Genomic DNA, 23,418 nt, shown 5'->3' on the forward strand with positions numbered 1-23,418 from the left:
TAATACTATTTGTCAATAAAATCTTCAAATTCGATCTAATCTTTATTTTTGCCAATCACGGGCAAACTTGCCATCGAGCCTGAAAACCAGTTAAAGGCTCGATTTGACGATACTTTACACCGTTAAGTTACATATCTTAACCAAAAGAAGTGAAAAACTTTATCAAAAAGCCCTTGACGAAACTTCTAAAATTGTTGATTATCTATATCAATAAGCCGCAAGCGCTTAAAACTCAACTGACATCTTTCACAAGAGGTAAATCGCCCCGTGACAAGCATGGCAAAAAAATCCTTCCCAGCCGAAGGAGAAACCTTTCCCTGGTGGGCCGGCAACGCCCGCTTAATCAACCTTTCCGGTCGTTTGCTAGGCGCCCACGTCGCCCAAGCCGGCCTCATCGTCCTCTGGGCGGGAGCTTATACCCTATTTGAGCTTTCCCGTTTCAACCCAGAATTTCCCATGTACGAACAAGGCTTAATCCTGTTGCCAAACCTAGCCCGACTCGGCTTTGGAGTTGGTGCCGGAGGCAAAATTGTCGATACTTATCCGTACTTTCAGATTGGTGTAATTCACCTAATTAGCTCAGCCTTTCTCGGCTTCGGCGGTATCTTTCATTCCCTCAAAGGACCCGCCACCCTCGAAGAAAAAACTCCTTTCTTCGGCTACAGATGGGAAGACGCAGACAAAATGACCACCATCTTGGGCATCCACCTAGTTTTGCTTGGTGTCGGTGCCTTCTTGTTGGTGGCCAAAGCTATGTATTTCGGTGGTTTATATGATACCACGATCGGGCAAGTGCGGATAATTTCGGAACCCACTTTCAATCCCGCCGTGATTTTCGGCTACCTGTTCGGTGCAGGTGGCACGCATTGGCTCGCCTCTGTTGACAATCTCGAAGATGTTGTCGGCGGACATATGTGGGTAGGAATCCTCTGCATTGCCGGCGGCCTCTGGCACATTCGCACTCAACCTTTTGATTGGGCAAAACGCCTGTTCATCTGGTCGGGAGAAGCTTACCTCTCCTACAGTCTCGGTGCCTTAGCCTTAATGGGTTTCATCGCAGCCTACTTTGTTTCAGTCAACACCATTGCTTACCCAGAGGAATTCTACGGGCCAACTTTAAAAATTGGCTTCGAGCAGTTCCCCTATTTTCACAGCGAAGGAATGCTGACCTCCCGCGTCTGGTTGGCTAACACCCATTTCTGGCTCGCCTTCTTCGTTCTGCAAGGCCATTTCTGGCACGCTTTGCGATCGGCAGGATTTGATTTCCGCAAAGGCAAAGTCGTGCAAGCAATGCGCGAAGACATCCAGCCCGAAGGAAATAAAGTTGCAGCCAGTCCAGCCAGTTAACCGCATCAGGAGGAAAGCGAAAATGCAAGCAATAGCAGATCAGAATTTAATTCCAGAGCCGGAAAACTCAGAAAACGAGTACGGCTGGTGGGCAGGTAACGCCCGCTTCACTAACCTTTCAGGACGAATTTTGGGAGCTCACGTCGCTCACGCCGGTTTGATCGTACTCTGGGCCGGGGCAATGACTCTGTTTGAACTTTCAAACTTTAACCCAGAGTTGCCGATGTACGACCAAGGTTTAATCCTGCTGCCGCATTTGGCAAGTTTGGGTTTGGGAGTAGGAGCAGGCGGTCAAATTGTTGATACCTATCCCTATTTTGCGATCGGAGTTGTGCATCTAATTAGTTCCGCAGTTCTCGGTGCCGGCGGCCTTTACCATTCCTTGCTCGGCCCGAAAGTATTGCCGCAAAACAAAACATTCTTTGGTTCCTTCGGCTACGACTGGGAAGACAAAGACAAAATGACAACCATCATCGGCATTCACCTATTGCTATTAGGTACTGGTGCTTGGTTGTTGGTGGCAAAAGCCCTATTTTGGGGCGGTCTTTACGATCCCCACGTTGCCGACGTGCGGATAATTAGCGAACCAACGCTGAATCCTGCCCGCATTTTTAGCTATCTTTTACCAGTGCGCGGCCCGGAAGGAATGGCAGCAGTTGACAACTTAGAAGATGTTGTCGGCGGTCACATTTATGTTGGCTTGCTCTGCATTCTTGGCGGTTTCTGGCATATCTTCACCAAGCCTTTTGCGTGGGCCCAGCGAGTGCTGTTTTGGTCTGGCGAAGCTTACCTTTCTTACAGTTTGGGCGCTCTGGCTTATATGGGCTTTTTGGCCGCCTACTTTGTTACCGTAAATGACACTGTTTATCCAGAGGTTTTCTACGGCCCTGTGGGTTTGAGCGGCTCGGATGCAGCGGTTGTTTCTTCGCGGACTTGGCTCGCAACAAGCCATTTTGTGTTAGCGATTTTGGCGCTTTCGGGTCACATCTGGCACGCGCTGCGCGTTCGCACAAAGGCGGCGGGGTTTGATTTTCGATCGGGCGAATTTCTAACTGCAACTGCTAACAAGGTTGAAAAATCGCCTCAGATGCAAGCTCAACCTGCGGCAGCAACAGCAGTTAGTTTTTCCGATGTGACTGTAACTTTTTTGCGGAATTTGCCGATTTACCGCAAAGGATTGTCTCCCATAGTCAGGGGATTGGAAGTTAGCTTGGCTCACGGCTATTTCCTAGTAGGAGCTTTTGCAGTATTGCTGCCTTTACAAGAAAAAGGTTTAGCACCTCTGGCAGCATTGCTGGTAACTCTGGCATTGGTGTTGATTTTGGCAACGGGCCTTTCGATTTACGAGAATCGGAAGATTGAAGCAGGTAAATTTCTTTACTGGCACAAAACGCCGGAAGATTGGAGTTTATTCCGGGGCGGTTTGGTGATGGGCGGTACCAGCGGAGCCTTCCTCGCCTATTTGCTGTTAGACAATTTTGCTGGCATTGATGCAATCTTCCGGGGGGTTGTGAACTGAAATAAAAACGGTTTGTAGTGCGGAATTAATTCCGCACTGCGAAAAACTAAATAACCGGGTTTCTGTCCGCTACTTGCGGCACTAATGCCTTCAAGAAATCCGGTTTTTTCTCAAGTCCTAGCTAAATTTCTGTCAAATCATACCTGATTCGTAGGAGTTAAAAACTCCTGGACTCACTCCCACTAAAGAAACTGGGTTTTTACCGAATCTACGGATGACCACACGTCTTTTCGTAAAAACCCCGGTTTCTGAACCTTGATTCGTAAGTCTTATTCAAACTTTGCCGAGTTCAAAAACCTCTGCAAAAAAGGCTAAGGGCAACAATATTCGAGTTAAAAGTTGCCCAGATATTAATTTTACGATGGAAAGAACTGTGACAATTGCTAGCGTTAACGACTTGGAAAAGGATGAAGCGAATTTTAAGTTTTGGGTTGGTAATGCCCGCCTAAACGCACAATTTTTCTTGGGTATATTAGCCCTTGTCGGTCACATCTGGCACGCTTCTCGCGCCCGTTTGAATAGAAGCTGAAGGCGATTTAAGTCAGAAACCAAGTTCTTTCCTACTTTATTGCTGACTTAAATCTGTTTCTAATTTGTGTATACTTTGAGAAATTACCCTATGACTGTTGTTATTTACTGCTTCTGTATCAGTATTTTGATGCTCGTGTTTTTGTGGAGTGCTTGGCTAGCATTGCGAGAAGGATTCCAGCAACTCCGGCGCCTGCATCAAATTCCTTGTTCCAATTGCGAATTTTTTACGAATGACTACCGTCTCAAGTGTACGGTGTGGCCGTGCGTTGCTTGTACTGAGGATGCGATCGGCTGTACAGACTTTGAACCAAAGACTTGTTTTGCCAATTCTTGCCAGCAACATTGCTCTAGAGCTCACAAAGATTATGCAGAAAAACAGACAATTAATCCTTCTATTCCACCTTTAGCAACCGGAATTAGGATCTAGTAAACTCCCCCTGACAGAGGGGGAAATTATAACAATTATTGGGATAAATTAGTGATGAATATATACAGCAGCAACTCACTCAAAGTCGAACTAAACCAGAGAGGATGTCGCCTGACTCCCCAGCGAGAAACAATTTTGAATGTGTTTCAAAATTTGCGACAAGGCAATCATTTAAGTGCAGAAGAATTATACAATATTTTGCAAAGTCAAGGAGAACGAATAGGCTTGTCTACTGTCTATAGAACGCTGCACTTATTAGCAAGAATTAGCATTTTGCGCGAACTAGAATTAGCAGAAGGACACAAACATTACGAACTGAATTTACCGGAATTGCATCACCACCACCATCTGGTTTGCATTCAGTGTCACAAAACCTTTGAATTTAGCGACGACTCAATTGGAAAAATTGGTAAAAAGCAAGTTGAAAAAGCTGGTGTAGAACTGCTCGACTGTCAGTTAACTGTGCGTGCGGTTTGTTTGGAAGCGCTGCGGGAGGGATGGCCTTCTTTGCTACCGAGCAATTGGTTGTGTCCGAGATATCATTCGGAACTAGAGCAGGAAATGAGTTGAGTCAAATACGCTTGGGTAATTGGTAATATCACGTCCAATAGACGATCGCATCTTAAACGGTTTGTAGTGCGGACTTAAGTCCGCTTTCATAACGAACTAATGTTATTGCGGTAAATCGATCTGACACGAGACAATTCGTTATTTCCGTCTAGTTATAATAACCAACTACTAACAACGTTTGCTCTTCGGGGACAGCACTAATGACTAATAACTAATAACTAATGACTAATGACTAATGACTAATGACTAATGACTAATGACTAATGACTAATGACTTCCCCTGTACTCAAGCAGCCTCAGAATCGGAACGTTCGTGTTCCATACGAAATACGTTAGCGTACAAACTAGCAACAATTTGTTTGCCTTCCTGCGTCAACTGCAAGTAACCGAGGGATTCGCTGATGTGAGGATAAATTCCACTCCAATAAAACTTTGAGTAGCTTTGCAGCAAGTCGCCCGGATGCCGGCAGCCCAAAATTTTAGTAGCACCGATTTCTTCCAACTCGTAAAACAGGGCGCCAATTTTCTGTAAATATTGCGGGTTGCTGAACTGACCTATTAAGTCAGCACCGCGAACTAAAGAATAATTTAGTGTATCTTCGTCAGTGTTGCCGTCAAGCACCGAGAAACGAGTTTGTTCTATGTTCTGCTTAATTATCTCGGCATTAATTAGCTTGTGGTTGCCGAAACGCTCGTCAATGAACAGTTTTGCTCTGTCAACTCGGTAAGGAGCTAGGCTGGCGGCTGTGGCACCGGGAGGTAGTGCAATTCTCATGCCATCTTTTCCGGTAGCGTACAATCCTTCTGATACTTGGTCTTGTCGGCAGACTCCTTTGACATATCCGATGTCTTGACACAGCAAAGAAATGATGTAGTGGAGCCAGTTTTCGCAGGAGACTCCGCCCTTGCGAATGTGTTTTCCCCGCAAGATTTCTTGACCTACTAAGGTAATGCAAATTGCGTGTTCTACATTGTGATAAAGAGCGTCACTGTTGGCGATGTTTTCTAATGCCATTGCTCCGACCCAGGCAATAATGTCGGCATAGTCTGATTTGTAGCCTCCGTAGGTGCGGCTGTAACCGTTTTCTAGTTGTTCAATGAAAGCCTCTATCAGCAGTTCTGTGGAATTAAACATACTCTATTATTTTACCTTAATATTGCCTTTTAAGATTGATTGGTGCACCGAGTTTGAGTTTCTTTAATTGTAGGGAGGGGATTTTAATTAAAGGCTTAAATCTAATTCACGCTATGTGAATTGTTTGTAATTCTATGAAAGCAGTTATTTCAAGTCTTTAAATCAAATCAGTATTGGACTGAAACCCGTCTCCGCCGCACTGCAGAGAGCAGTCTGCTGATAATTTTTAGCTCTTCTGATTTTTTTTAGACTCTCAGAATTAATTGCGTGTTGTATTTTCTGGAACACAGTTTGCTCGGTCTTACCAAATTTCCAAATGTTGAAGTAAACTTCGGAAAATGTCTGTTCGGAAATGTAAGCTTTGGTTCTCATCTCATGCAGTTAACTCAATGTGTATCTCTGATTATCCGGCAATTTTAGATAAGTTTATGTGATATGGATCGGGCCCAGACTGTGATGCGATCGCGCGCACTCGGTTGACGGGAGTCTGCCGAAGATGGTGAGGCGATCGAAGTATCGACCGTCATAAAACCGTCATAAATTTGGCTGACGGCTGTGATCCCCATTAAATTTGAGCTTGAATTAATTAATAATATGCCACATATTAGGCACTCGCGGGCGAGATCCTCGTCCCAACTTCCTTGCTTGCTGGAAGTTCGATCGCCCGTACTCGCAAATTCCTTGCCAAAAAAAGTCTAGTGGTGTAATATATGGAGTCTGGTATCCTCACTTACCCATAATTATTTTCATATATCCCGTCCCTCCTGAAGGGAAGGGACTTTCAGTGCGGATGCCGCCAAATCACTATATTCAGCAAAAAGCTAGAAATGCCGTAACTCATGCCCACTATTCAGCAACTCATCCGTTCAGCACGGGAACAAACGCAGAAAAAAACCAAATCGCCAGCTCTCAAGAGTTGCCCCCAGCGCCGCGGAGTATGCACCAGAGTGTACACGACCACCCCGAAAAAACCCAACTCGGCGCTGCGGAAGGTGGCTCGGGTACGGCTGACTTCTGGTTTTGAAGTGACAGCCTACATCCCCGGGATTGGTCACAACTTACAAGAACACTCGGTAGTAATGATCCGGGGCGGTCGGGTAAAAGATTTGCCCGGAGTTAGATACCACATCATTCGCGGTACATTAGACACCGCCGGGGTGAAAGACCGCAAGCAAGGTCGTTCCAAGTACGGGGCCAAGCGTCCTAAAGAGAAAAAATAGCACTGACGCCCGATCGCCGGGGATGAGCCAGCAAAAATTAAGTTCGATCACCGATCTAAAATTTGAACTCACAACCCCAAATTCAATCAATCAAAATCAAAAAACCCCAATAAAACTATGTCTCGCCGCACAGTTATTCAAAAACGTCCAGTTCCCCCAGATCCAACCTACAACAGCCGGTTGGTAAGCATGATGGTGAGACGGATCATGCAGCACGGCAAAAAATCCGTGGCCTCCAGCATCGTCTACGATGCCATGAAAACCATCCAAGAACGCACGGGAGCCGAACCGTTAGACTTGTTTGAAAAAGCAGTCAAAAACGCTACACCCTTGGTAGAAGTTAAAGCCCGCCGGGTAGGTGGCGCCACCTACCAAGTGCCGATGGAAGTGCGTTCCGATCGCGGAACCACCCTCGCCCTGCGCTGGCTGATCAGATTTGCTCGCGCCCGCACCGGCCGCTCGATGGCCGCCAAGCTGGCTAACGAACTGATGGATGCAGCCAACGAAACAGGCAGTGCTATTCGCAAGCGCGAAGAAACACACCGCATGGCCGAAGCTAACAAGGCTTTTGCTCACTATCGGTACTAAGCCAAATCGGGCATGGAGAACAGGCCGGTCGTGCGGTATGAAAGCATCGAGTGAGGGATTGGCAAGCGTAAGTTTTGGGTGTTGAGATTGCTTCTCTTGGCGCAGTGGCGATCGCCCAGGCAAACTCAAAACTCCGAAAATCAAAAAATTACGCACTCTGTGAATCCTCCATCTCGCATACTTAATATTTTTGTAAACAAATGTTGCAAAAAATATTAAAATGTAACAATAAGCTCCATATACTTATACGGTAAGTGGCTGGGAGTGCAAGATCGGGTTCTGTGTAGTATAATAGTATTATAACAGCAACACAAAATCAAGGAGGTAGCTGTGGCACGTACCGTCCCGCTAGAAAAAACTCGCAACATCGGCATCGCCGCCCACATTGACGCGGGCAAAACAACAACAACTGAAAGAATTCTGTTCTATTCAGGCATGGTTCACAGAATGGGTGAAGTGCACGAGGGAACAGCAGTCACTGACTGGATGGAGCAAGAGCGGGAACGGGGAATCACGATTACTGCCGCTGCTATCACCACCAGTTGGAAAGATTACAAAATCAACATCATCGACACTCCCGGACACGTAGACTTCACGATCGAAGTTGAACGCTCGATGCGAGTGCTCGACGGAGTGATCGCAGTGTTCTGCTCGGTAGGGGGAGTGCAGCCGCAATCGGAAACAGTTTGGCGACAAGCAGATCGGTACAAAGTACCGCGGATCGTGTTCGTCAACAAAATGGATCGGATGGGTGCAAACTTCTACAAAGTCTACGGTCAAATTCGCGATCGCATGAGAGCGAACGCCGTACCAGTCCAAATCCCGATCGGCAGCGAAGAAAACTTCCGGGGAATTGTAGATTTAGTGGAAATGAAAGCCTACATCTACAACAACAACACCGGCACCGATATCGAGGAAATAGAAATCCCCGATGAGGTAAAAAAACTCGCCGCAGAATACCGCACCAAGCTGATCGAGTCCGTAGCAGAAACCAGCGACGCCCTCACGGCAAAATACCTTGAAGGCGAAGAGTTAACAGAAGCGGAAATCCGCTCGGCCCTGCGTGCGGGCACTATCTCCGGGGCGATCGTCCCCATGCTCTGCGGTTCAGCCTTCAAAAACAAAGGCGTTCAGTTGTTGTTAGACGGAGTGATCGACTACCTGCCGTCGCCCTTGGAAGTTCCCCCGATTCAAGGACTGCTGCCCAACGGCGACACCGCAGAACGACACGCAGACGACAGCGAGCCCATGTCAGCCCTGGCATTCAAAATCATGGCAGACCCCTACGGCCGCCTGACCTTCGTTCGCGTCTACTCGGGTATCCTCAAAAAGGGCACCTACGTCCTCAACTCCACCAAAGACAAAAAAGAGCGGGTTTCTCGCTTAATTGTCCTCAAAGCTGACGATCGGATAGAAGTTGACGAACTCCGCGCCGGAGACTTGGGAGCAGTCTTGGGTTTGAAAGACACCTTCACCGGCGACACCCTCTGCGAAGAAGGATCGCCAGTGATTCTGGAATCCCTGTTTATTCCAGAACCAGTCATCTCCGTGGCTGTCGAACCCAAAACCAAACAAGACATGGAGAAGCTTTCCAAAGCCCTCCAGTCGCTCTCGGAAGAAGACCCCACCTTCCGAGTCAACGTTGACCCAGAAACCAACCAGACAGTCATCGCCGGCATGGGCGAACTGCACCTGGAAATTCTGGTAGACAGAATGCTGCGGGAATTCAAAGTAGAAGCCAACGTGGGTCAGCCGCAAGTAGCCTACCGCGAAACCATTCGCAAAGCCGTCCGCGCCGAAGGTAAATTTATCCGCCAAAGCGGCGGTAAAGGTCAGTACGGTCACGTCGTCATCGAAGTAGAACCCACCGAAGTCGGAACAGGCTTTGAATTTGTCTCCAAAATTGTCGGCGGCACTGTACCGAAAGAGTACATCGGCCCGGCAGAACAAGGGATGAAAGAAGCCTGCGAATCAGGTATTGTAGCAGGATATCCCGTGATCGACCTGAAAGCTACTATGGTAGACGGGTCTTTCCACGACGTAGACTCCTCAGAAATGGCATTTAAGATCGCCGGTTCAATGGCGATCAAAGAAGCCGTGATGAAAGCGTCGCCAGTGCTGCTAGAGCCTATGATGAAGGTAGAGGTTGAAGTTCCCGAAGATTATATCGGGAACGTCATCGGCGACCTCAACTCGCGTCGGGGTCAGATCGAAGGTCAAGAGACGGATCAGGGAATTGCCAAAGTTTCTGTCAAGGTTCCCCTAGCAGAAATGTTTGGTTACGCCACCGACATCCGCTCGAAAACCCAAGGTAGAGGCATCTTCACAATGGAATTCAGCCATTACGAAGAAGTGCCGCGAAATGTGGCGGAAGCCATTATCGCGAAAAACAAAGGGAACTAATGATTTTGGATTTTAGATTTTGGATTTTGGATTGAATCCAAAATCTAGAATCTAAAATCTCAAGTCTAAAATCGCTAAAAAAAACAAGGAACAGATCGAGAATGGCACGCGCAAAATTTGAACGGAATAAACCCCACGTAAACATCGGCACCATCGGTCACGTTGACCACGGTAAAACAACTTTGACCGCCGCGATTACGATGACTCTATCTGCACTGGGTCAAGCAAAGGCGAAGAACTACGCCGACATCGACGCTGCACCAGAAGAAAAAGCACGGGGTATTACAATTAATACCGCTCACGTAGAATACGAAACCACAGGTCGTCACTACGCCCACGTAGACTGTCCCGGACACGCTGACTACGTGAAAAACATGATCACTGGTGCTGCTCAAATGGACGGCGGCATCCTAGTAGTGTCAGCAGCAGACGGCCCCATGCCTCAAACTCGCGAACACATCCTGCTAGCTAAGCAAGTTGGCGTTCCCAGCTTGGTTGTCTTCTTGAACAAAGAAGACATGGTGGATGACGCTGAACTTTTGGAATTGGTAGAAATGGAAGTTCGCGAACTTTTGAGTTCCTACGATTTTCCTGGCGATGACATCCCCATCGTGACTGGTTCTGGCTTGAAAGCTCTCGAAGCGATGCTTGCTAACCCCAAGACTGTCAAGGGCGATAATGAGTGGGTTGACAAGATTTACAAGCTGATGGAAGAAGTAGATTCTTACATCCCTACTCCAGAACGCGAAATTGACAAGCCTTTCTTGATGGCAGTTGAAGACGTATTCTCGATTACTGGTCGGGGTACTGTGGCGACAGGTCGGATCGAGCGCGGCAGAGTTAAAGTCGGCGAAACAGTCGAAATCATTGGTCTTAAGGACACTCGCAGCACTACCGTGACTGGTGTGGAAATGTTCACCAAGTCCTTGGATGAAGGCATGGCCGGCGACAACGTGGGTCTACTTCTCCGGGGTATTTTGAAGGCTGATATTGAAAGAGGCATGGTAATTGCCAAGCCAAAATCCATCAGCCCTCACACTCAGTTTGAATCTGAAGTCTACATCCTGAAGAAGGAAGAAGGCGGCCGTCACACGCCCTTTTTCTCTGGCTACCGCCCTCAATTCTACGTCCGTACAACAGACGTAACCGGTACAATCATGCAGTTCACTGCTGATGACGGTTCGGAAGCTGAAATGGTGATGCCTGGTGACCGGATCAAAATGACGGTGGAACTGATTCACCCGATCGCGATCGAACAAGGAATGCGCTTCGCCATCCGCGAAGGCGGCCGCACCGTGGGTGCAGGCGTTGTTTCCAAAATCCTCAAGTAGGAATCCGCGCTCCGCTTTAAATAGCAGAAAAGCCTAATCAAATTTAGTGGCTTTTCTGCTATTTAGTGATGAGTCATCAGTCAATCGATTTGAGATTTTAGATGTGAGATGGACTTCCCGCATTCAATCTAGAAGCTTCAACAGCAGTCTAAAATTTTAGGAGTTCTCGGACTCAAGTCGGGGGATATCAGTTTTTGGACACGGTCATTAGTCCGCAGTTAGTTGTTAGCAAAAAAAACTGACAAGTAAAAACTAATGACTGCCGACTAATGACTACTGACTACTGACTACTGACTAAAAATAAACTGAACCTAGAAAATTAAACAAAAAAATGGCAACAATTCCACAGCAAAAAATCCGCATTCGCCTCAAAGCTTTCGATCGCCGAATTCTAGACGCATCCTGCGAAAAGATTGTAGATACAGCAAATCGGACAGCCGCCACTGCGATCGGCCCGATTCCCCTACCGACAAAACGACGGATTTATTGCTTGCTGCGATCGCCCCACGTAGACAAAGATTCTCGCGAACACTTTGAAACCCGCACCCACCGCCGCATTATCGACATTCACCAGCCTTCTGCTAAAACAATTGACGCTTTGATGAAACTGGATTTGCCAGCCGGCGTAGATATCGAAGTCAAGCTGTAGATTGACGAATTTTAAATACAAAAAGAAGGAGCAATGGAAAAATACATTGTTCCTTCTTTTTGCTGAAAGTGCGATCTACAGTAGTCATTAATCAGTAGTCATTAGTCATTAGTCATTAGTCAGTAGTCATTAGTCATGAGTCAGTAGTCATTAGTCATGAGTCATTAGTCATGAGTCAGTAGTCATTAGTCATTAGTTTTTCAATAAATCTGTATAATTAATCTAAAATTTGCACTGTGTGGGAATGCTAAAAAAAAACATTTTAAAGTGGCTATCATAGCTTTTTATGTTGTTTATTCAACAAAAACATAATTTTTATCATTTTGAAAGCATGACGGCTTGTTTGAGTTCCTAGGGGTGGCTGGGAGAATTGACGATCGCCCGCCGTCGATCCCGGAGCCCGCGTAAAAGCCCGATCGCCCCTGTTTCCCGCCCCGGAATTCCTCAAATCAGTTAAAGTAAGAAAAATAAGCGCAAGTACCGTCACCTTTGAGCGACAATGGCATCCTCTTCCTCCTCCGCAGTTCGCGAACTCCCCTTATTTCCGTTGCCGGAAGTGGTTCTATTTCCAGGTAGACCACTGCCGCTGCAAATCTTCGAGTTTCGCTATCGAATCATGATGAATACGATTCTTGAGGGCGATCGCCGTTTCGGTGTACTCATGTGGGACCCCAACCAAAACAAAGTCTCAGCCGTTGGCTGTTGCGCCGAAGTAATTCACTGTCAGCGCCTCCCGGACGATCGCATGAAAATCATGACTCTCGGACAGCAGCGGTTCCGAGTCCTCGACGCCGTTCGGGAAAAACCCTATTTAGTCGGTCTAGTAGAATGGATTGAAGATGAACCGCCACAAACAGACCTCAGACCTTTGGGCCAAGATGTCGAACAACTGCTGAGAGATGTAGTTCGCCTCTCCAGCAAATTGATGGATCAGCCGATCGACCTACCCGAAGACATTCCCAGTTTGCCCACAGAATTGTCCTACTGGGTAGCCAGCTACCTTTACGGTGCAGCAACAGAACAGCAAACTCTTTTAGAACTGCAAGATACTGCTGCGAGATTGGAACGCGAAACCGAAATTTTAACTTCTACTCGCAATCACTTAGCAGCAAGGACTGTACTGAAAGATACGCTCAAATAGCGAATTTACACAGGCAAAAAATACGCTCGGTTTTGCCTGTACATCAGCCCAAATTGCACACAAATCATATTATTTTCAATTTAAAATCTTCCTATCGAAGATTTTAAAACTAATCAACGATCGACTAAAGCTTTCGATCGCACTACCGAATTCTATTCTTATTAAGAACTGGTATCTATTTGAGCGGCAAATTCAAACAAGTTCGGATAGGTTCTTTATCGCATTAAATGCTTGTGTTAGAAAATCACGACCAACCGAAACCATACGATGCAGTTAGAGGCGGTCAAATGCCGCCTCCTATCGGCGGTGTGGTACTCGGCGGGCTAGCAGGAGTTAAACACCGACTGTCGGCTGCTGTCAGGGAACACCGTATTGCGGCGCTGAAGGAAACCTTTAATTACGGCGATGCAGGCTTAAAAATAGCGATCGAGATTTGTCAAAACGAAACAGGCCCCCTGCAGCAGGCGGCCTGCGATTTAGTTCGAGAGAGGCTAAGCGCGATCGCCCGCGAAAAATTACAAGCCTTCGTACCTGTAAGCTTAGATTCAGAAACAGGGACAGATAAAACTCAAAAAATATTAAAAAACTCACCCAGTGCAGTCTCAGAAAAAACTAGCGATCGGCAGTTGTCAGAAGCACAATTCATATTTGAGACAATTCTGCAGCAAATGCAACCAAATTTGCTGCTGTTAGAAGCATTAGTATCCTCTGTAAAGCGCGAAGAATTTACCAACGAATTGATGAATTTTTGGGATTTATTAATCTCAGAAATTCAGGAACCTCTCAAAGAATTACGTCAGGCTGTTGGTAGCGCAATTTCCGCCCAACTCCGCATTCAGTGGCAGTACAATCAAGCTGAATCTCAAGCCAATCAGTGGCAGCAGCGAGCCTTGATAGCACTTCAGAAAGGAGATGAAAACTTGGTTCGCCACGCCTGGGTTCGGAAGCAGTTAGAGTTGGATAAAGTAGCAGAATTAAAAATTGACTTAGACGACCAAACTGTGCGAGTAGAAACTCTCAACCGCAACTTGCTGGCTTTGGAAAGCAAGATTACTGAAGCTAATTCTAAGAAAGAGATTCTCAAGATGCAGGTTCATTTTGCTAAGGTACAGGAGCAAATTAACTGCACTTTCAGCCAAATGAATAATATATTTTTCCGTCCTTAATTGTTGGATGCTGCGCGTATATAGCAGTTCGAGCGAAAGATGAGGTATTAACCAATTAATCCCTCAATTCTCCAATCTTCCAATTCCTCAATCCCCCAATCCCCCAATCTAAAATCTCAAACTTGTTCGCTCGCGAAGTCGAAGAATCTAAAATCTAAAATCTCAATTCCTCACCTTTTTGAGAAAGGCTATATATTATTGCCCTATCTTACTTTTGTCTGATAAAAAAATGAATCACCCCGCTGAAATCCGTTTCATCATCCAACTTAGCGCCTTCGAGGTTAGCACCGCATAAAATAGCCCCGCTTAAATTAGCACCGCGCAAGTCAGCACCGCGCAAGTCAGCGCCCTGAAAATTAGCTTCATATAACAATGCTCCTTTCAGGTTAGCCTGCTTGAGACTCGCTCCCCGCAGTTTGGCGTCAGTTAGATTAGCTTTTGTAAAATCTGTATTGTCCAAGCAAGCATCAATGAGGTTGGCTTCGATTAGGTTAGCTTGGCACAGTGAGGCACCGGTCAAATCCACACCGATCATTTTTGTCTGGCTCAAATTGGCTTTGTTCAGGTTGACCTGCATCATTTCAGATCCTGTCAACCTTGAAAAAGTTAAATCTGCTTTGCTAAGGTTGGCCCCATTTAGTTTGGTCATTACTAGGACAGCATTCTTGAGGACTGCACCTAGTAAGTTGGCCCAACTAAGGTCTGTCAAAGTTAAATTAATTTCGTTCAACGTTGCACAGGCTAGATTGATCTCAACCAGGAAAGCTTCTGTCAAATAAGCTTCTTTTAAGTTTGTTTCGTGAAAATCTCTTTCTCCGGCTGCATATCGCTTCAGAAGTTCATCAGCATTCATGTGGCTAGCCTCCTAAGTGGTAGCTAAAATTATATAGCCTTTCTCAACAAGGTGAGGTATGAATTTTGACCTGGAAAGCCTGATAATACAGGGTTTCTGCATACCTCATCGATCGCAGAACCGCTATACTACTGATAGTACAGTGTAGCAGCCGAAGATTTTTAAAGTTTCTGTGTGATTTTTGAGTTCTTCTACTGCCGATCGCACTAATGTAGAACCAGCATCCGCTTCAACATCCGTAAAGAAAATATATTCTCCGAGCGATCGCTTAGTCGGTCGAGATTCAATGCGACTTAAATTAATACCGCGACTGGCAAATACTTGCAAAGGTTTTACCAGCGATCCCGGCCTATTGGCAGGTACGCTAAAAGCTAGTGACGTGTGAGTGCAATTAGGCGTTGTCTCTAGATGCGACGGGGATGCTGATTTCGTGGCCGATTGAATTGATGAGTCGTGGGATGTTGCAGCGTTTCCCAATTTTTCTGTATTTGAGCCTAGTACCCAAAATCGAGTGTAATTGTCAGGATAATCATTAATCGGGCTCGCTAGCACTGGCAATTTGTAGAGTTCGGCCGCTCTTGGGGAAGAGATTACCGCGATACTCCTATCTTCTAGGTACTGCAACGCTTCCGTGGTTGAATTGGCCGGAATCAACTCAGCCGCCGGAATAAACTTTGCCAACCACAACTGACACTGAGCTAGGGCTTGCGGGTGAGAGTAAACTTTTTGAATCTCGTTAAAACTTTGAGCATTGGACAGCAGCGCGTGGGAAATCGGCAAAACCAAGGCGTGTTGAATGCGGAGTGCATCCAGCCGCCACAGGGTGTCTAGGGTGACAGTCACACTGCCCTCGATCGAATTTTCGACCGGCACAATTGAAAGGTCAACCAGCCCAGAGGCAGATGCCTCAAGTGCCTGAGAAATGGTGGAATAAGGACACAGGGTGCATTCAGTGTGAGTTTCCAGACTTAACCAATTGACATAAGCTAGAGCTGCTGTTTCTGCATTCGTACCTACAGGGCCGAGATGTGCGATTGAAATTTTCATAATTAGTAGTTTTATGTTACAAATGTTTGCTTGACTCTCATCAGCCAGCAGGTACGATGAAAAAATTAGCCTGAGTCCCGAAAGCTTAGATCCGTAATTTCTCGGATGACATTGCGGGAGTGCGCGAGCTAATGCCAGACTTATGTCACCTTAAAAAGGTTATAGTTTATTAAGATATGCTTACAAATCCTATATATTAATATTTTCTCATGTATATCCGATTTAATTCTTCCCAATCCGTTGAGATCGCCGTACCAGATGAACAGGTTCCCATTCAACATTATCTGCGCCAGCCGAGGCGACTGGTGAACGCCTTAGTCGATCGCACTCGCACAGAGCAACTCAGCGATGACTGTTTCCGCCTGAAAATGCGGCCGTTACAATTTATGATGCTGAACATTCAACCCACGGTAGACATGAGGGTGTGGGCGCAGTCAGACGGCACAATCAATTTAGAGTCCGTGGCTTGCGAAATTCTCGGAGTGGGCTATATAAACGATCGCTTTGCTCTCAATCTTAAAGGACAGCTTGCGGCATACCAAAGTAGCGGGCTAACCTGCTTGAAGGGAAAAGCCGATTTGGAAGTGCAAGTAGAATTACCGCCGCCCTTCTGGCTGACACCGAAACCGATTTTAGAAGCAACGGGCAACGGTTTGCTCAAAAGCGTGCTGTTGAGCGTCAAACAGCGGTTGATGCACCAGTTGCTCTTAGATTACCGCCGGTGGGCAAGCAACGAAATAAACGTAATATCGAGCGATCGCCCTCAAATCTTATCTCTAGAAGGGTAATTTTGTGCTAGAGAATCGGTGAATTAATTGACAGCGATATTTGGCAAAAAATCGGCTTAATTGCAGAAATATTAGTTAAACGCTCGAATATAGCAGTTCGAGTGAAAGATGGGGTATCGATCCCCCAATTCCCCAATCTAAAATCTAAAACTTGTACCCTCGCGACTTGTACCCTCGCGTAGCCGAAGCAAGCCGAAATATCTAAAATCTCAACTCCTCACCTTTTTGACAAAGGCTGTAGTACACCCAGAGTTTTATGGGATTTTGTGGGCTAGATAACGGCGGATCACTCAAGAATATCGATGTAAGTCTGTGCTCCTTCTGGATCGTCTTCAACGACTCCTACACCGATAGACCAATCAGTCGATTGGTCTTGTGAAGCTTCGTCTTTTTGGCCGATAAATTCGCGCTCTGGCGGGCTGGTAACTGTATCCGCTTCCAAATTAGTCGCCCCTACCCGAATTCGGATTTTGGGGCCGGAATTGCCCAAGCGAATCGTCATCCCGTCGGCGACTGACACCTGAGCGATCGGTTTATCATCTACATAAGTACCGTTAGCACCAAAATTAATAATTTCCCAGCCATTGGCGTGATTCCACAGCTCTACGTGGTGGCGGGAAACCACAGCACTGTAAATAATTACATCATTGTCGTTCGATCGACCGATCCGAACCACCGAAGCGGATTCAAAACACCACTTCTGAACCGGGACAGACTGGATAGGATGTAGCAGAGTTAAGGTAATCACGGATGTTTTGACACTCCGCCACCAAATACAAACGAATATGCTTCAAGATCGATTTTTTCGGATAAAACCGCCAAAAAATTGATTCTCAAAAAAGTGGTCAGTGGGTGGCGACTTTCTCGCCCTACAGAAGTTAACCACTTATTTATGCCGGAGTTTCTAGATAAAATAATAGTTTGCTGTATCAAACAACATAGGTCTTTTCGAGTTGCTAACATTTTCCTTATTAATTCAATACCAATAGAATACAATGCTTTGAGCAGCACTGGAATTCCTGATACCCAAAGCCTCAATATCCCACACCAAAAATACCGATCGACCTTGCGGGGGCGCGTCGCCCCTAAAAATACGATCGGTAATTAGTCGCCTCGGGCCCTTTGGCCGCACTTCAGAGATCCGACTCTGGCGGCTCCGGTGTCGGCGATGGCGATACAGATTCCTGCCTTTGTCGCTTCAACTCTGCTACTTTTTCTTGAGCTGCATCCCTGACTTCTAGAGCTTTATCTTGGAGTTTTTCCGCCAGATTTTGAGCGCCCCGCTTCACCTCTGCCACATTTAGGAGAGTTTTGTCGTAATCTTCCTGTAAAAACTCTGCTACCAGACCGACTTTTTTGTGTAATCCCTCAGCGTACTTTACGGGCTCCGACACAGCAGCCTCTGAAACGATCGCCCGTTTGCTGCCGATCGACGAAATCGCCCCAACCGGCAACAAGTAAATCCCGTCTAAAACGCCGCGCCAGCCGCTCGATTTAAACAGGTAATCGGTAACAGAACCAGTTGTGACATCAAATAGGTAGTCAACCACCGTACCTGCCTTATTTCCTGCGTCCGTGAGCACCGATCGCCCGATCGGACAAACAGCTTGTTCCGGCTGATGTAATTCCGGGAGTTCCGGGTTAATAGTGACAAAAACATTTTCGCCCACAGCATCAACTTGCGCCCAAGCGAACCAGGTTTTTTTGTTCCCCAAAAGTCCCGACTTGCAAGTAAAGCCGAGCGCCCGCTGGGAGTGAGAATCGAGCCAAAGCCTGTCTACCCTGCCGACCTCTTCGGCAGTTCTGCGGTCGATCGTGCGGCGGTTTAGCAGTTCGCTGCGCTTAACAATCTGTTGTTGCGATCTACTCATAAATAAACTCCTGAGTGGCTACGAGAAAAAATGTCGGTCGAAGCGTCGATTTAAGATTTTAGGTTTTTGGCCCGTCAGAGGAATCACCGCAGTAGGAACCAGCGTCTAAAATTTTGGGATCGACCCTCAGCAGTATCGGGGGTTTGCAGTCATTTTTGAGCTGTAGCCAAAGATACTGATTTAATAATCTTCTTCCAAATAATTTGGAGTTTTTTCTGCCGCCGTTAACTCATCCTCTTCTTTAGAAGTGCCAACTTCTTTTTGGTCGCGAAGAGGAATCGTGCTCAGGGGCGCGCCCAAGGAGGGAGCGTGAATTGCCTTAACATCCCTTGGCTTGACGCTAGGAACTCCTAACTCGACAGAGGGCTGATTTGGATCGACATTGATTTGAATTTTTGGGCCCGATCGAGCCAAGTGAACGATCAGACCGTCTACAACGGGAACCTTGGCGATCGGTTTACCATCGAGGTAAGTGCCGTTGGTACCTAAATTGATCAGTTCCCAACTGATGCCGCTGCGCCGCAATTCGATGTGGCGACGAGAAACCACAGCGCTAAAAAGAACGACGTGGTTTTCGTTCGATCGCCCGATCCGGACGACCTGCTCGTCTTCAAAGATCCAACTGCGGACGGGTATAGACTGGAGTGGATGTAGCAAGGTCAGCTTAATCACATTGGCAGCATTGAGTTTTGGTAGAGCGCCTCAAGATGCGATTTTAGATTTTAGACTTTCGATCGCCCAATCCAAACTCGATCTAAGAGATTTGAAATAGAAACGTAACCAGGTCTCCTTTCCCCAGAGAGATGCGGTCTCCCGCTCGCAACCGGTGTCGGTTTCCCTTTGGCAGAGGAGTATTGTTAACGTAAGTGCCGTTAGAACTGCCTACATCTTCTAGGTAGCAAGCATCTCCCTCCACCCGGAGATTTGCGTGTACCCGAGAAACAATCTCAGAATTAGCAAACCCAGAAACATCAATATCCGGCGGCACTAAGTCATTTGGCTTGCCTATGTGAACCACAGAAAGACTGTGAGGCAATTCTATCGGCGTATTTGTCTGAACGTGTATCAGGCGTGCCGACTGCTGTTGCAGTTGAGTTTTAGCCACACCCGCTGGCTGTGGGGCGGGAACCGGGGGAGAAGTATTTACTGCTGTTGCCGCCGATTCAGTTGTAACAGGAACCGAGAGTAAAGGCGGCGGATCTGGAATTGTAGGAATACTGGCAGGAGTTTTTTCCAAGTTCGGCCCCGGATTTGGGGTGACAAAAGGTTCCGCTGCCGTCAGGGGTTCGGTGTCGGGTTCCTTATTTGCCGTAACTAAAGGTTCCCTTGCTATCAGAGGTGCCGTCGGCGCTAAATCCGGTACCGGTGGCGATACCACTGTAGGCTCCACCGTCGAGGCTGACGGTAATGTCATCTCAACTTCTGGAACTGTGGAACCCGGACGCAAGTTAAAGCCGCACTGACCGCAAAATGCTGCATCTGTCTGAACCGCTGCACCGCAGTTCGAGCAACTTGCGGTAACGGGTAAAGGCGTGTAGCAAGCCTCGCACTGGCTGGCCCCGTCGGGGTTCTGGTGATTGCAATTGGGACAGACAATCATCGATTTCTCCTTGCTATCGGCCAGATTTTCAAATCAGCCTCATAAAAAATACTAGGTATATCGTCAAATTTTAACTTTAACCGCCACAATTCTTATACTGCTTAGCCAATACTAGCAACTGAGTCAGCGCCGCGACGTTGGCGGTGAGGGGCAAAATCAAGTTAGCGATGTGCTGACTGTACTGCGGCGGCGCAAGCTTTCCGGGCTATTTTAGGGCAACACCGGCGGCGGCATCGAGCAGCCACCAAAGTTCGCCCTCTGGTTGAACGAGTCTGGCCGGATAGGTCCTGGGGTCGGCTGCGGGGGCAAAAATTTGAGCTAGGGCCGGTTGTTTGCTGGCTCCTGCGACTATGAAGATGACGCAGCGGGCGCGGTTGATTAAGGGGACTGTAAAGGTGATGCGGGGTTCACCGTCTTTGTTGCCGACAGTTACTAAGGTGTCCCGGACTTGCAAGGCTGGTGTGCCGGGAAATAGAGAGGCTGTGTGGGCGTCGTCTCCTATGCCCAACAGGATGATGTCGAAAGCGGGAAACTCGCCGTCGGATACTTTGAAAAACTGCTGCAATTGAGTTTGGTGTGCTGAGGCATCGGCTGCGGGGTCGCCGGAGCCTGTGGGCATCGGGTGGATGTTGCTGGCGGGGATGTTTGTGCGATCGAGCCACGCGAGGCGCGCCATTTTTTGATTGCTGTCCTGGTGTTCTGCGGGAACGTAGCGTTCGTCACCCCAGAAAACGTGAATTTTGTCCCAAGGCAGGTCTTGGCTGGCGATCGATCTGTAGAGCGGTTCTGGTGTGCTTCCGCCCGCTAAGGCGATCGTACACAGTCCGCGTTCTGCGATGGCTGCTGCGATTTTCGACAGGACAACCGCGAGGGAGCGCTCTATGAGTTCTTCTCGATTTTTTAATACTTCTACTATTTTTTGCATCAATTTCCTTTTAACTTTCTTCTGCGTGTGGCGATCGGCAATTGCCAATTTTGCTTTGAAATTTTGCGATCGGGTCGATCGGCCGCCACGCTTGGAAGCCTCAACACCGCGTCAAGTCGGATTTTATCATTCTTAGCGGGCTTTGTATTCTTGTGGCATATATAGCCTTTCTGTGCTCTGGTATGAGGTACTATGCGGCATGGGGCATGGGGCATGGGACATGGGGCCTTGGGCATAAGGCATACCTCACCACGCGATCGAACCGCTATATGTCTGTAGCAACTTGCGATCGCAAGCTCGATCGCACCCCCAAAAAGCAAAAATCATCAAGATTCCTGTGGTAGACTAGGAAAAATAGTTTTAAGTCCGCACAGGATGAAAGCAAAACTATGTCAAGCTTTAAGCGATTTCCTACATCTGTCCGCTATCTCATGGCCCGGTTGCGCCACTGGACGCAACCAGCGGTTTGGGCTCCGTTAGCCGTACTCTGTGCGGGCGGATTATTTATCTGGGAAGTCTCCGTACATCCAGAAAGGTTGAGCATAGATGGCGAAGAAGTAGCAGCCTCAAACAATCAAGCTTCGCTGCCCGGATTGTCTGCTGAAGATAGCGCCATTGCCGCTGAAATCGACAGCTTGCCGGTGCTAATCAATCAGTTCAATCAGTCTAATTCTGAATTGAGTTTATTAAATTCATCAGTAGTCAAAGGCCAAGGTTTATTCAACGAAATTAACGCTGGTGGCTTAGAAAAGTCCCAGCCATCTTCAGCCATGCAGCAGCAAGCAACGAGCCGATTGTTGACTTTGCCAAATTTAGCAAATCCTGATGCCGGATTCCAAAACAATAATCCGCCAAATTCCAGCTTGCCAAGTTCAAACGCCGCATCAGCTTTGAGTTTATCTGGTAGTGGGGCGATCGTTTCAGGGATAAAAACGATCGGCTCTCCTGAGTCTGCTGGTACAGCGACAAGCACTTTATCGCAGCAGTCGAGCGGTGCTAATTCCGGCAAACAAAACGACGCGCCCCTGCCTTTGAGTCCGTTGCAAGCAGCTATGCAAAAATACCTCGCCACTAACACTTCGGCAACGGCGACTTCTAATGAAAACACGGCTTCCTCGGCTCAATTGCTCGATCGACCGGCTTCGAGCGAGTCTCCAGCAAATCCGGCAAATTTGCTCCCAGCGGCCGCTACAGCTCAAGGGAGAGCAAATCCTGTGAATGTTCCGGCAGCACTTCCCTCAGTTGCGATTCAAACAAATACAATCGGCGAATCTCCACAATTCTTAAACCCAACAGCTACAACCCCTGAATCATCTGCCCGGTTAAATTCCACAGTACCCAGCCTCGGGGAAATTAATACTGCGCCTGCAACTGTAGCGATGCCAAAAAATCCCTATCAAACTAATTTATATGGCTCCGGTGTAGCACCGGAAGTTCAACCCGCGGCACTTCCAGCAGTCGTACCAGGGCCAATACCGCTACTGCCCAATGTCCGTCAATCCTCTTTTCCAAGTGCGATCGGGGAAAGCAAAATAATTAACCCCCAAGTCTCTCCTAATGCAGCGAATTCTGAATTTCAACCAGCTCAATCAAATCAGCTTAACTTACCTGGCCAGCCTAATTTTGGAGCTGTTCCTCAAAACAACAATAATCTGGGGCAGCAAATTCAACCGCAACCTTTTTCTACACCCCGATCGCTGACACCGGGACGCTACATTGGCGGCGGCGAAATCAATACTTTTGCTAATCCTTAAAGTTATTAGTTATTAGTTATTGGTTATTGGTTATTGGTTATTGGTTCTTGGTTGTTAGTTATTGGTTCTTGGTTCTTGGTTGTTGGTTGTTGGTTATTGGTTATTGGTTATTGGTTGTTAGTTATTGGTTATGGGTTCTTGGTTATTGGTTATTGGTGGCTAATCACAAATAAAATAGGAAAAAAAACAATGCTTTGCGGCCCAATTTCCAATTCCCAATGACTATTAACTGATGACTAAGGAATGAAAATTTAATAACTTAAGCGATTGCTCGTTACTTTCGCTCTGCCTGGTAATGCTTCTGGGGCGAGGAAGAGCCTCCTTTTATCTCGCAATTTACAGGAGAGAGGACTGTAGGAGGTGCTTAAGCTGTCGCCCTTTTAAATTGCATATTCAGGGCGGGCGGGATACCCACAAGATTTTTATGGTTTTTTACATAAAATCTAAATGCAAAACAGCTTAATGACTACTAACTAACTGTAGTTTAGACTAAAAAATAAGCGTAGCTAAAAGTAGCCACCTTTGAATCTCAGGCAAGCTGTTGCTTAAAAAC

26 protein-coding genes are annotated in these 23,418 nt (G+C 47.1%); 16 read left to right on the top strand and 10 right to left on the bottom strand.

The annotated features are described in order from the left end of the window. Nucleotides 1–276: 276 nt before the first annotated feature. From QUA97_RS21590 to QUA97_RS21610, 5 genes are all read left to right on the top strand, one after another. Nucleotides 277–1,347 (top strand): chlorophyll a/b binding light-harvesting protein, encoded by a 1,071-nt coding sequence (locus tag QUA97_RS21590; RefSeq protein ID WP_194067840.1) that lies wholly within the window; start codon nucleotides 277–279, stop codon nucleotides 1,345–1,347. A 22-nt stretch (nucleotides 1,348–1,369) separates the two neighbouring features. Next, nucleotides 1,370–2,866 (top strand): chlorophyll a/b binding light-harvesting protein, encoded by a 1,497-nt coding sequence (locus tag QUA97_RS21595; protein WP_194067837.1) that lies wholly within the window; start codon nucleotides 1,370–1,372, stop codon nucleotides 2,864–2,866. Nucleotides 2,867–3,239: 373 nt separating this feature from the next. Next, nucleotides 3,240–3,395: a hypothetical protein gene (locus tag QUA97_RS21600; protein WP_194068603.1), complete on the top strand. Its 156-nt coding sequence runs from the start codon at nucleotides 3,240–3,242 to the stop codon at nucleotides 3,393–3,395. Nucleotides 3,396–3,485: 90 nt separating this feature from the next. Beyond that, nucleotides 3,486–3,824, top strand: coding sequence for a hypothetical protein (locus QUA97_RS21605; protein WP_228050119.1), 339 nt, complete (start codon nucleotides 3,486–3,488; stop codon nucleotides 3,822–3,824). Between the two features lie 54 nt (nucleotides 3,825–3,878). After that, complete coding sequence (locus QUA97_RS21610; RefSeq protein WP_194068605.1) at nucleotides 3,879–4,394, top strand: transcriptional repressor; 516 nt, start codon at nucleotides 3,879–3,881, stop codon at nucleotides 4,392–4,394. Between the two features lie 286 nt (nucleotides 4,395–4,680). Here the strand turns inward: QUA97_RS21610 and QUA97_RS21615 are convergent, their stop codons facing one another. Then, complete coding sequence (locus tag QUA97_RS21615; RefSeq protein ID WP_194068606.1) at nucleotides 4,681–5,529, bottom strand: Npun_R2479 family HD domain-containing metalloprotein; 849 nt, start codon at nucleotides 5,527–5,529, stop codon at nucleotides 4,681–4,683. A gap of 416 nt (nucleotides 5,530–5,945) precedes the next feature. Next, entirely contained in the window at nucleotides 5,946–6,095 is a 150-nt protein-coding gene (locus QUA97_RS21620; protein ID WP_194068608.1) for a hypothetical protein, read from the bottom strand. A 273-nt stretch (nucleotides 6,096–6,368) separates the two neighbouring features. On the opposite strand from QUA97_RS21620, the gene rpsL reads away from it, so the two are divergent. The 7 genes from rpsL to QUA97_RS21655 all read left to right on the top strand — a co-directional run bounded on the left by rpsL (nucleotide 6,369) and on the right by QUA97_RS21655 (nucleotide 14,027). After that, nucleotides 6,369–6,749 carry a 30S ribosomal protein S12 gene (gene rpsL, locus QUA97_RS21625; protein ID WP_006632197.1) on the top strand — a complete coding sequence of 127 codons (381 nt, stop codon included), beginning with the start codon at nucleotides 6,369–6,371 and terminating at the stop codon, nucleotides 6,747–6,749. 117 nt (nucleotides 6,750–6,866) lie between these two features. After that, on the top strand, nucleotides 6,867–7,337 hold the full coding sequence (rpsG, locus tag QUA97_RS21630) for a 30S ribosomal protein S7 (protein ID WP_106150481.1): 471 nt from the start codon (nucleotides 6,867–6,869) through the stop codon (nucleotides 7,335–7,337). Between the two features lie 330 nt (nucleotides 7,338–7,667). Next, nucleotides 7,668–9,740 (top strand): elongation factor G, encoded by a 2,073-nt coding sequence (fusA, locus tag QUA97_RS21635; protein WP_194068610.1) that lies wholly within the window; start codon nucleotides 7,668–7,670, stop codon nucleotides 9,738–9,740. Between the two features lie 101 nt (nucleotides 9,741–9,841). Next, nucleotides 9,842–11,071: an elongation factor Tu gene (gene tuf, locus QUA97_RS21640; protein WP_333195956.1), complete on the top strand. Its 1,230-nt coding sequence runs from the start codon at nucleotides 9,842–9,844 to the stop codon at nucleotides 11,069–11,071. 331 nt (nucleotides 11,072–11,402) lie between these two features. Then, nucleotides 11,403–11,720, top strand: a complete 318-nt coding sequence (gene rpsJ, locus QUA97_RS21645) for a 30S ribosomal protein S10 (protein WP_194011386.1) — start codon at nucleotides 11,403–11,405, stop codon at nucleotides 11,718–11,720. A gap of 499 nt (nucleotides 11,721–12,219) precedes the next feature. Beyond that, nucleotides 12,220–12,861: an LON peptidase substrate-binding domain-containing protein gene (locus QUA97_RS21650; protein ID WP_194011385.1), complete on the top strand. Its 642-nt coding sequence runs from the start codon at nucleotides 12,220–12,222 to the stop codon at nucleotides 12,859–12,861. Nucleotides 12,862–13,088: 227 nt separating this feature from the next. After that, a complete protein-coding gene (locus tag QUA97_RS21655) occupies nucleotides 13,089–14,027 on the top strand; it encodes a PspA/IM30 family protein (protein ID WP_333195958.1) in 939 nt (312 codons plus the stop codon). A 208-nt stretch (nucleotides 14,028–14,235) separates the two neighbouring features. Here the strand turns inward: QUA97_RS21655 and QUA97_RS21660 are convergent, their stop codons facing one another. Both QUA97_RS21660 and pheA read right to left on the bottom strand, forming a co-directional pair. Next, nucleotides 14,236–14,880, bottom strand: coding sequence for a pentapeptide repeat-containing protein (locus QUA97_RS21660; RefSeq protein WP_194068616.1), 645 nt, complete (start codon nucleotides 14,878–14,880; stop codon nucleotides 14,236–14,238). A gap of 123 nt (nucleotides 14,881–15,003) precedes the next feature. Beyond that, nucleotides 15,004–15,927: a prephenate dehydratase gene (pheA, locus tag QUA97_RS21665; RefSeq protein WP_333195961.1), complete on the bottom strand. Its 924-nt coding sequence runs from the start codon at nucleotides 15,925–15,927 to the stop codon at nucleotides 15,004–15,006. Between the two features lie 209 nt (nucleotides 15,928–16,136). Between pheA and QUA97_RS21670 the strand changes: the two genes are divergently transcribed. After that, nucleotides 16,137–16,715: a DUF1997 domain-containing protein gene (locus QUA97_RS21670; RefSeq protein WP_333195964.1), complete on the top strand. Its 579-nt coding sequence runs from the start codon at nucleotides 16,137–16,139 to the stop codon at nucleotides 16,713–16,715. A 286-nt stretch (nucleotides 16,716–17,001) separates the two neighbouring features. On the opposite strand, the gene QUA97_RS21675 is transcribed toward QUA97_RS21670, so the two are convergent. Next, complete coding sequence (locus QUA97_RS21675; RefSeq protein WP_333195966.1) at nucleotides 17,002–17,463, bottom strand: FHA domain-containing protein; 462 nt, start codon at nucleotides 17,461–17,463, stop codon at nucleotides 17,002–17,004. 78 nt (nucleotides 17,464–17,541) lie between these two features. Between QUA97_RS21675 and QUA97_RS21680 the strand changes: the two genes are divergently transcribed. Beyond that, a complete protein-coding gene (locus tag QUA97_RS21680; protein ID WP_333195969.1) occupies nucleotides 17,542–17,823 on the top strand; it encodes a hypothetical protein in 282 nt (93 codons plus the stop codon). A 25-nt stretch (nucleotides 17,824–17,848) separates the two neighbouring features. Here the strand turns inward: QUA97_RS21680 and QUA97_RS21685 are convergent, their stop codons facing one another. The 5 genes from QUA97_RS21685 to QUA97_RS21705 form a co-directional block, all read right to left on the bottom strand. Then, the gene (locus QUA97_RS21685; RefSeq protein WP_333195972.1) at nucleotides 17,849–18,586 is read right to left on the bottom strand and encodes a PRC-barrel domain-containing protein; all 738 of its coding nucleotides are present in this window, start codon (nucleotides 18,584–18,586) and stop codon (nucleotides 17,849–17,851) included. A gap of 180 nt (nucleotides 18,587–18,766) precedes the next feature. Continuing rightward, on the bottom strand, nucleotides 18,767–19,258 hold the full coding sequence (locus QUA97_RS21690; protein WP_333195974.1) for an FHA domain-containing protein: 492 nt from the start codon (nucleotides 19,256–19,258) through the stop codon (nucleotides 18,767–18,769). An 82-nt stretch (nucleotides 19,259–19,340) separates the two neighbouring features. Then, nucleotides 19,341–20,186: an FHA domain-containing protein gene (locus QUA97_RS21695; RefSeq protein WP_333195976.1), complete on the bottom strand. Its 846-nt coding sequence runs from the start codon at nucleotides 20,184–20,186 to the stop codon at nucleotides 19,341–19,343. 205 nt (nucleotides 20,187–20,391) lie between these two features. Then, entirely contained in the window at nucleotides 20,392–21,111 is a 720-nt protein-coding gene (gene pgl / locus QUA97_RS21700) for a 6-phosphogluconolactonase (RefSeq protein ID WP_333195978.1), read from the bottom strand. Continuing rightward, entirely contained in the window at nucleotides 21,111–21,326 is a 216-nt protein-coding gene (locus QUA97_RS21705; protein ID WP_333195981.1) for a hypothetical protein, read from the bottom strand. The genes pgl and QUA97_RS21705 overlap by 1 nt, the downstream gene beginning before the upstream one ends. Nucleotides 21,327–21,500: 174 nt before the next feature. Here QUA97_RS21705 and QUA97_RS21710 point away from each other — a divergent pair, with 174 nt between their 5' ends. Further along, a complete protein-coding gene (locus QUA97_RS21710; RefSeq protein WP_333195984.1) occupies nucleotides 21,501–22,865 on the top strand; it encodes a hypothetical protein in 1,365 nt (454 codons plus the stop codon). An 18-nt stretch (nucleotides 22,866–22,883) separates the two neighbouring features. Continuing rightward, a complete protein-coding gene (locus tag QUA97_RS28370; RefSeq protein ID WP_442922555.1) occupies nucleotides 22,884–23,087 on the top strand; it encodes a hypothetical protein in 204 nt (67 codons plus the stop codon). Nucleotides 23,088–23,418: the final 331 nt, after the last annotated feature.

Source organism: Microcoleus sp. CZ3-B2 (assembly GCF_036705055.1).
Taxonomy (GTDB): Bacteria; Cyanobacteriota; Cyanobacteriia; order Cyanobacteriales; family Microcoleaceae; genus Microcoleus.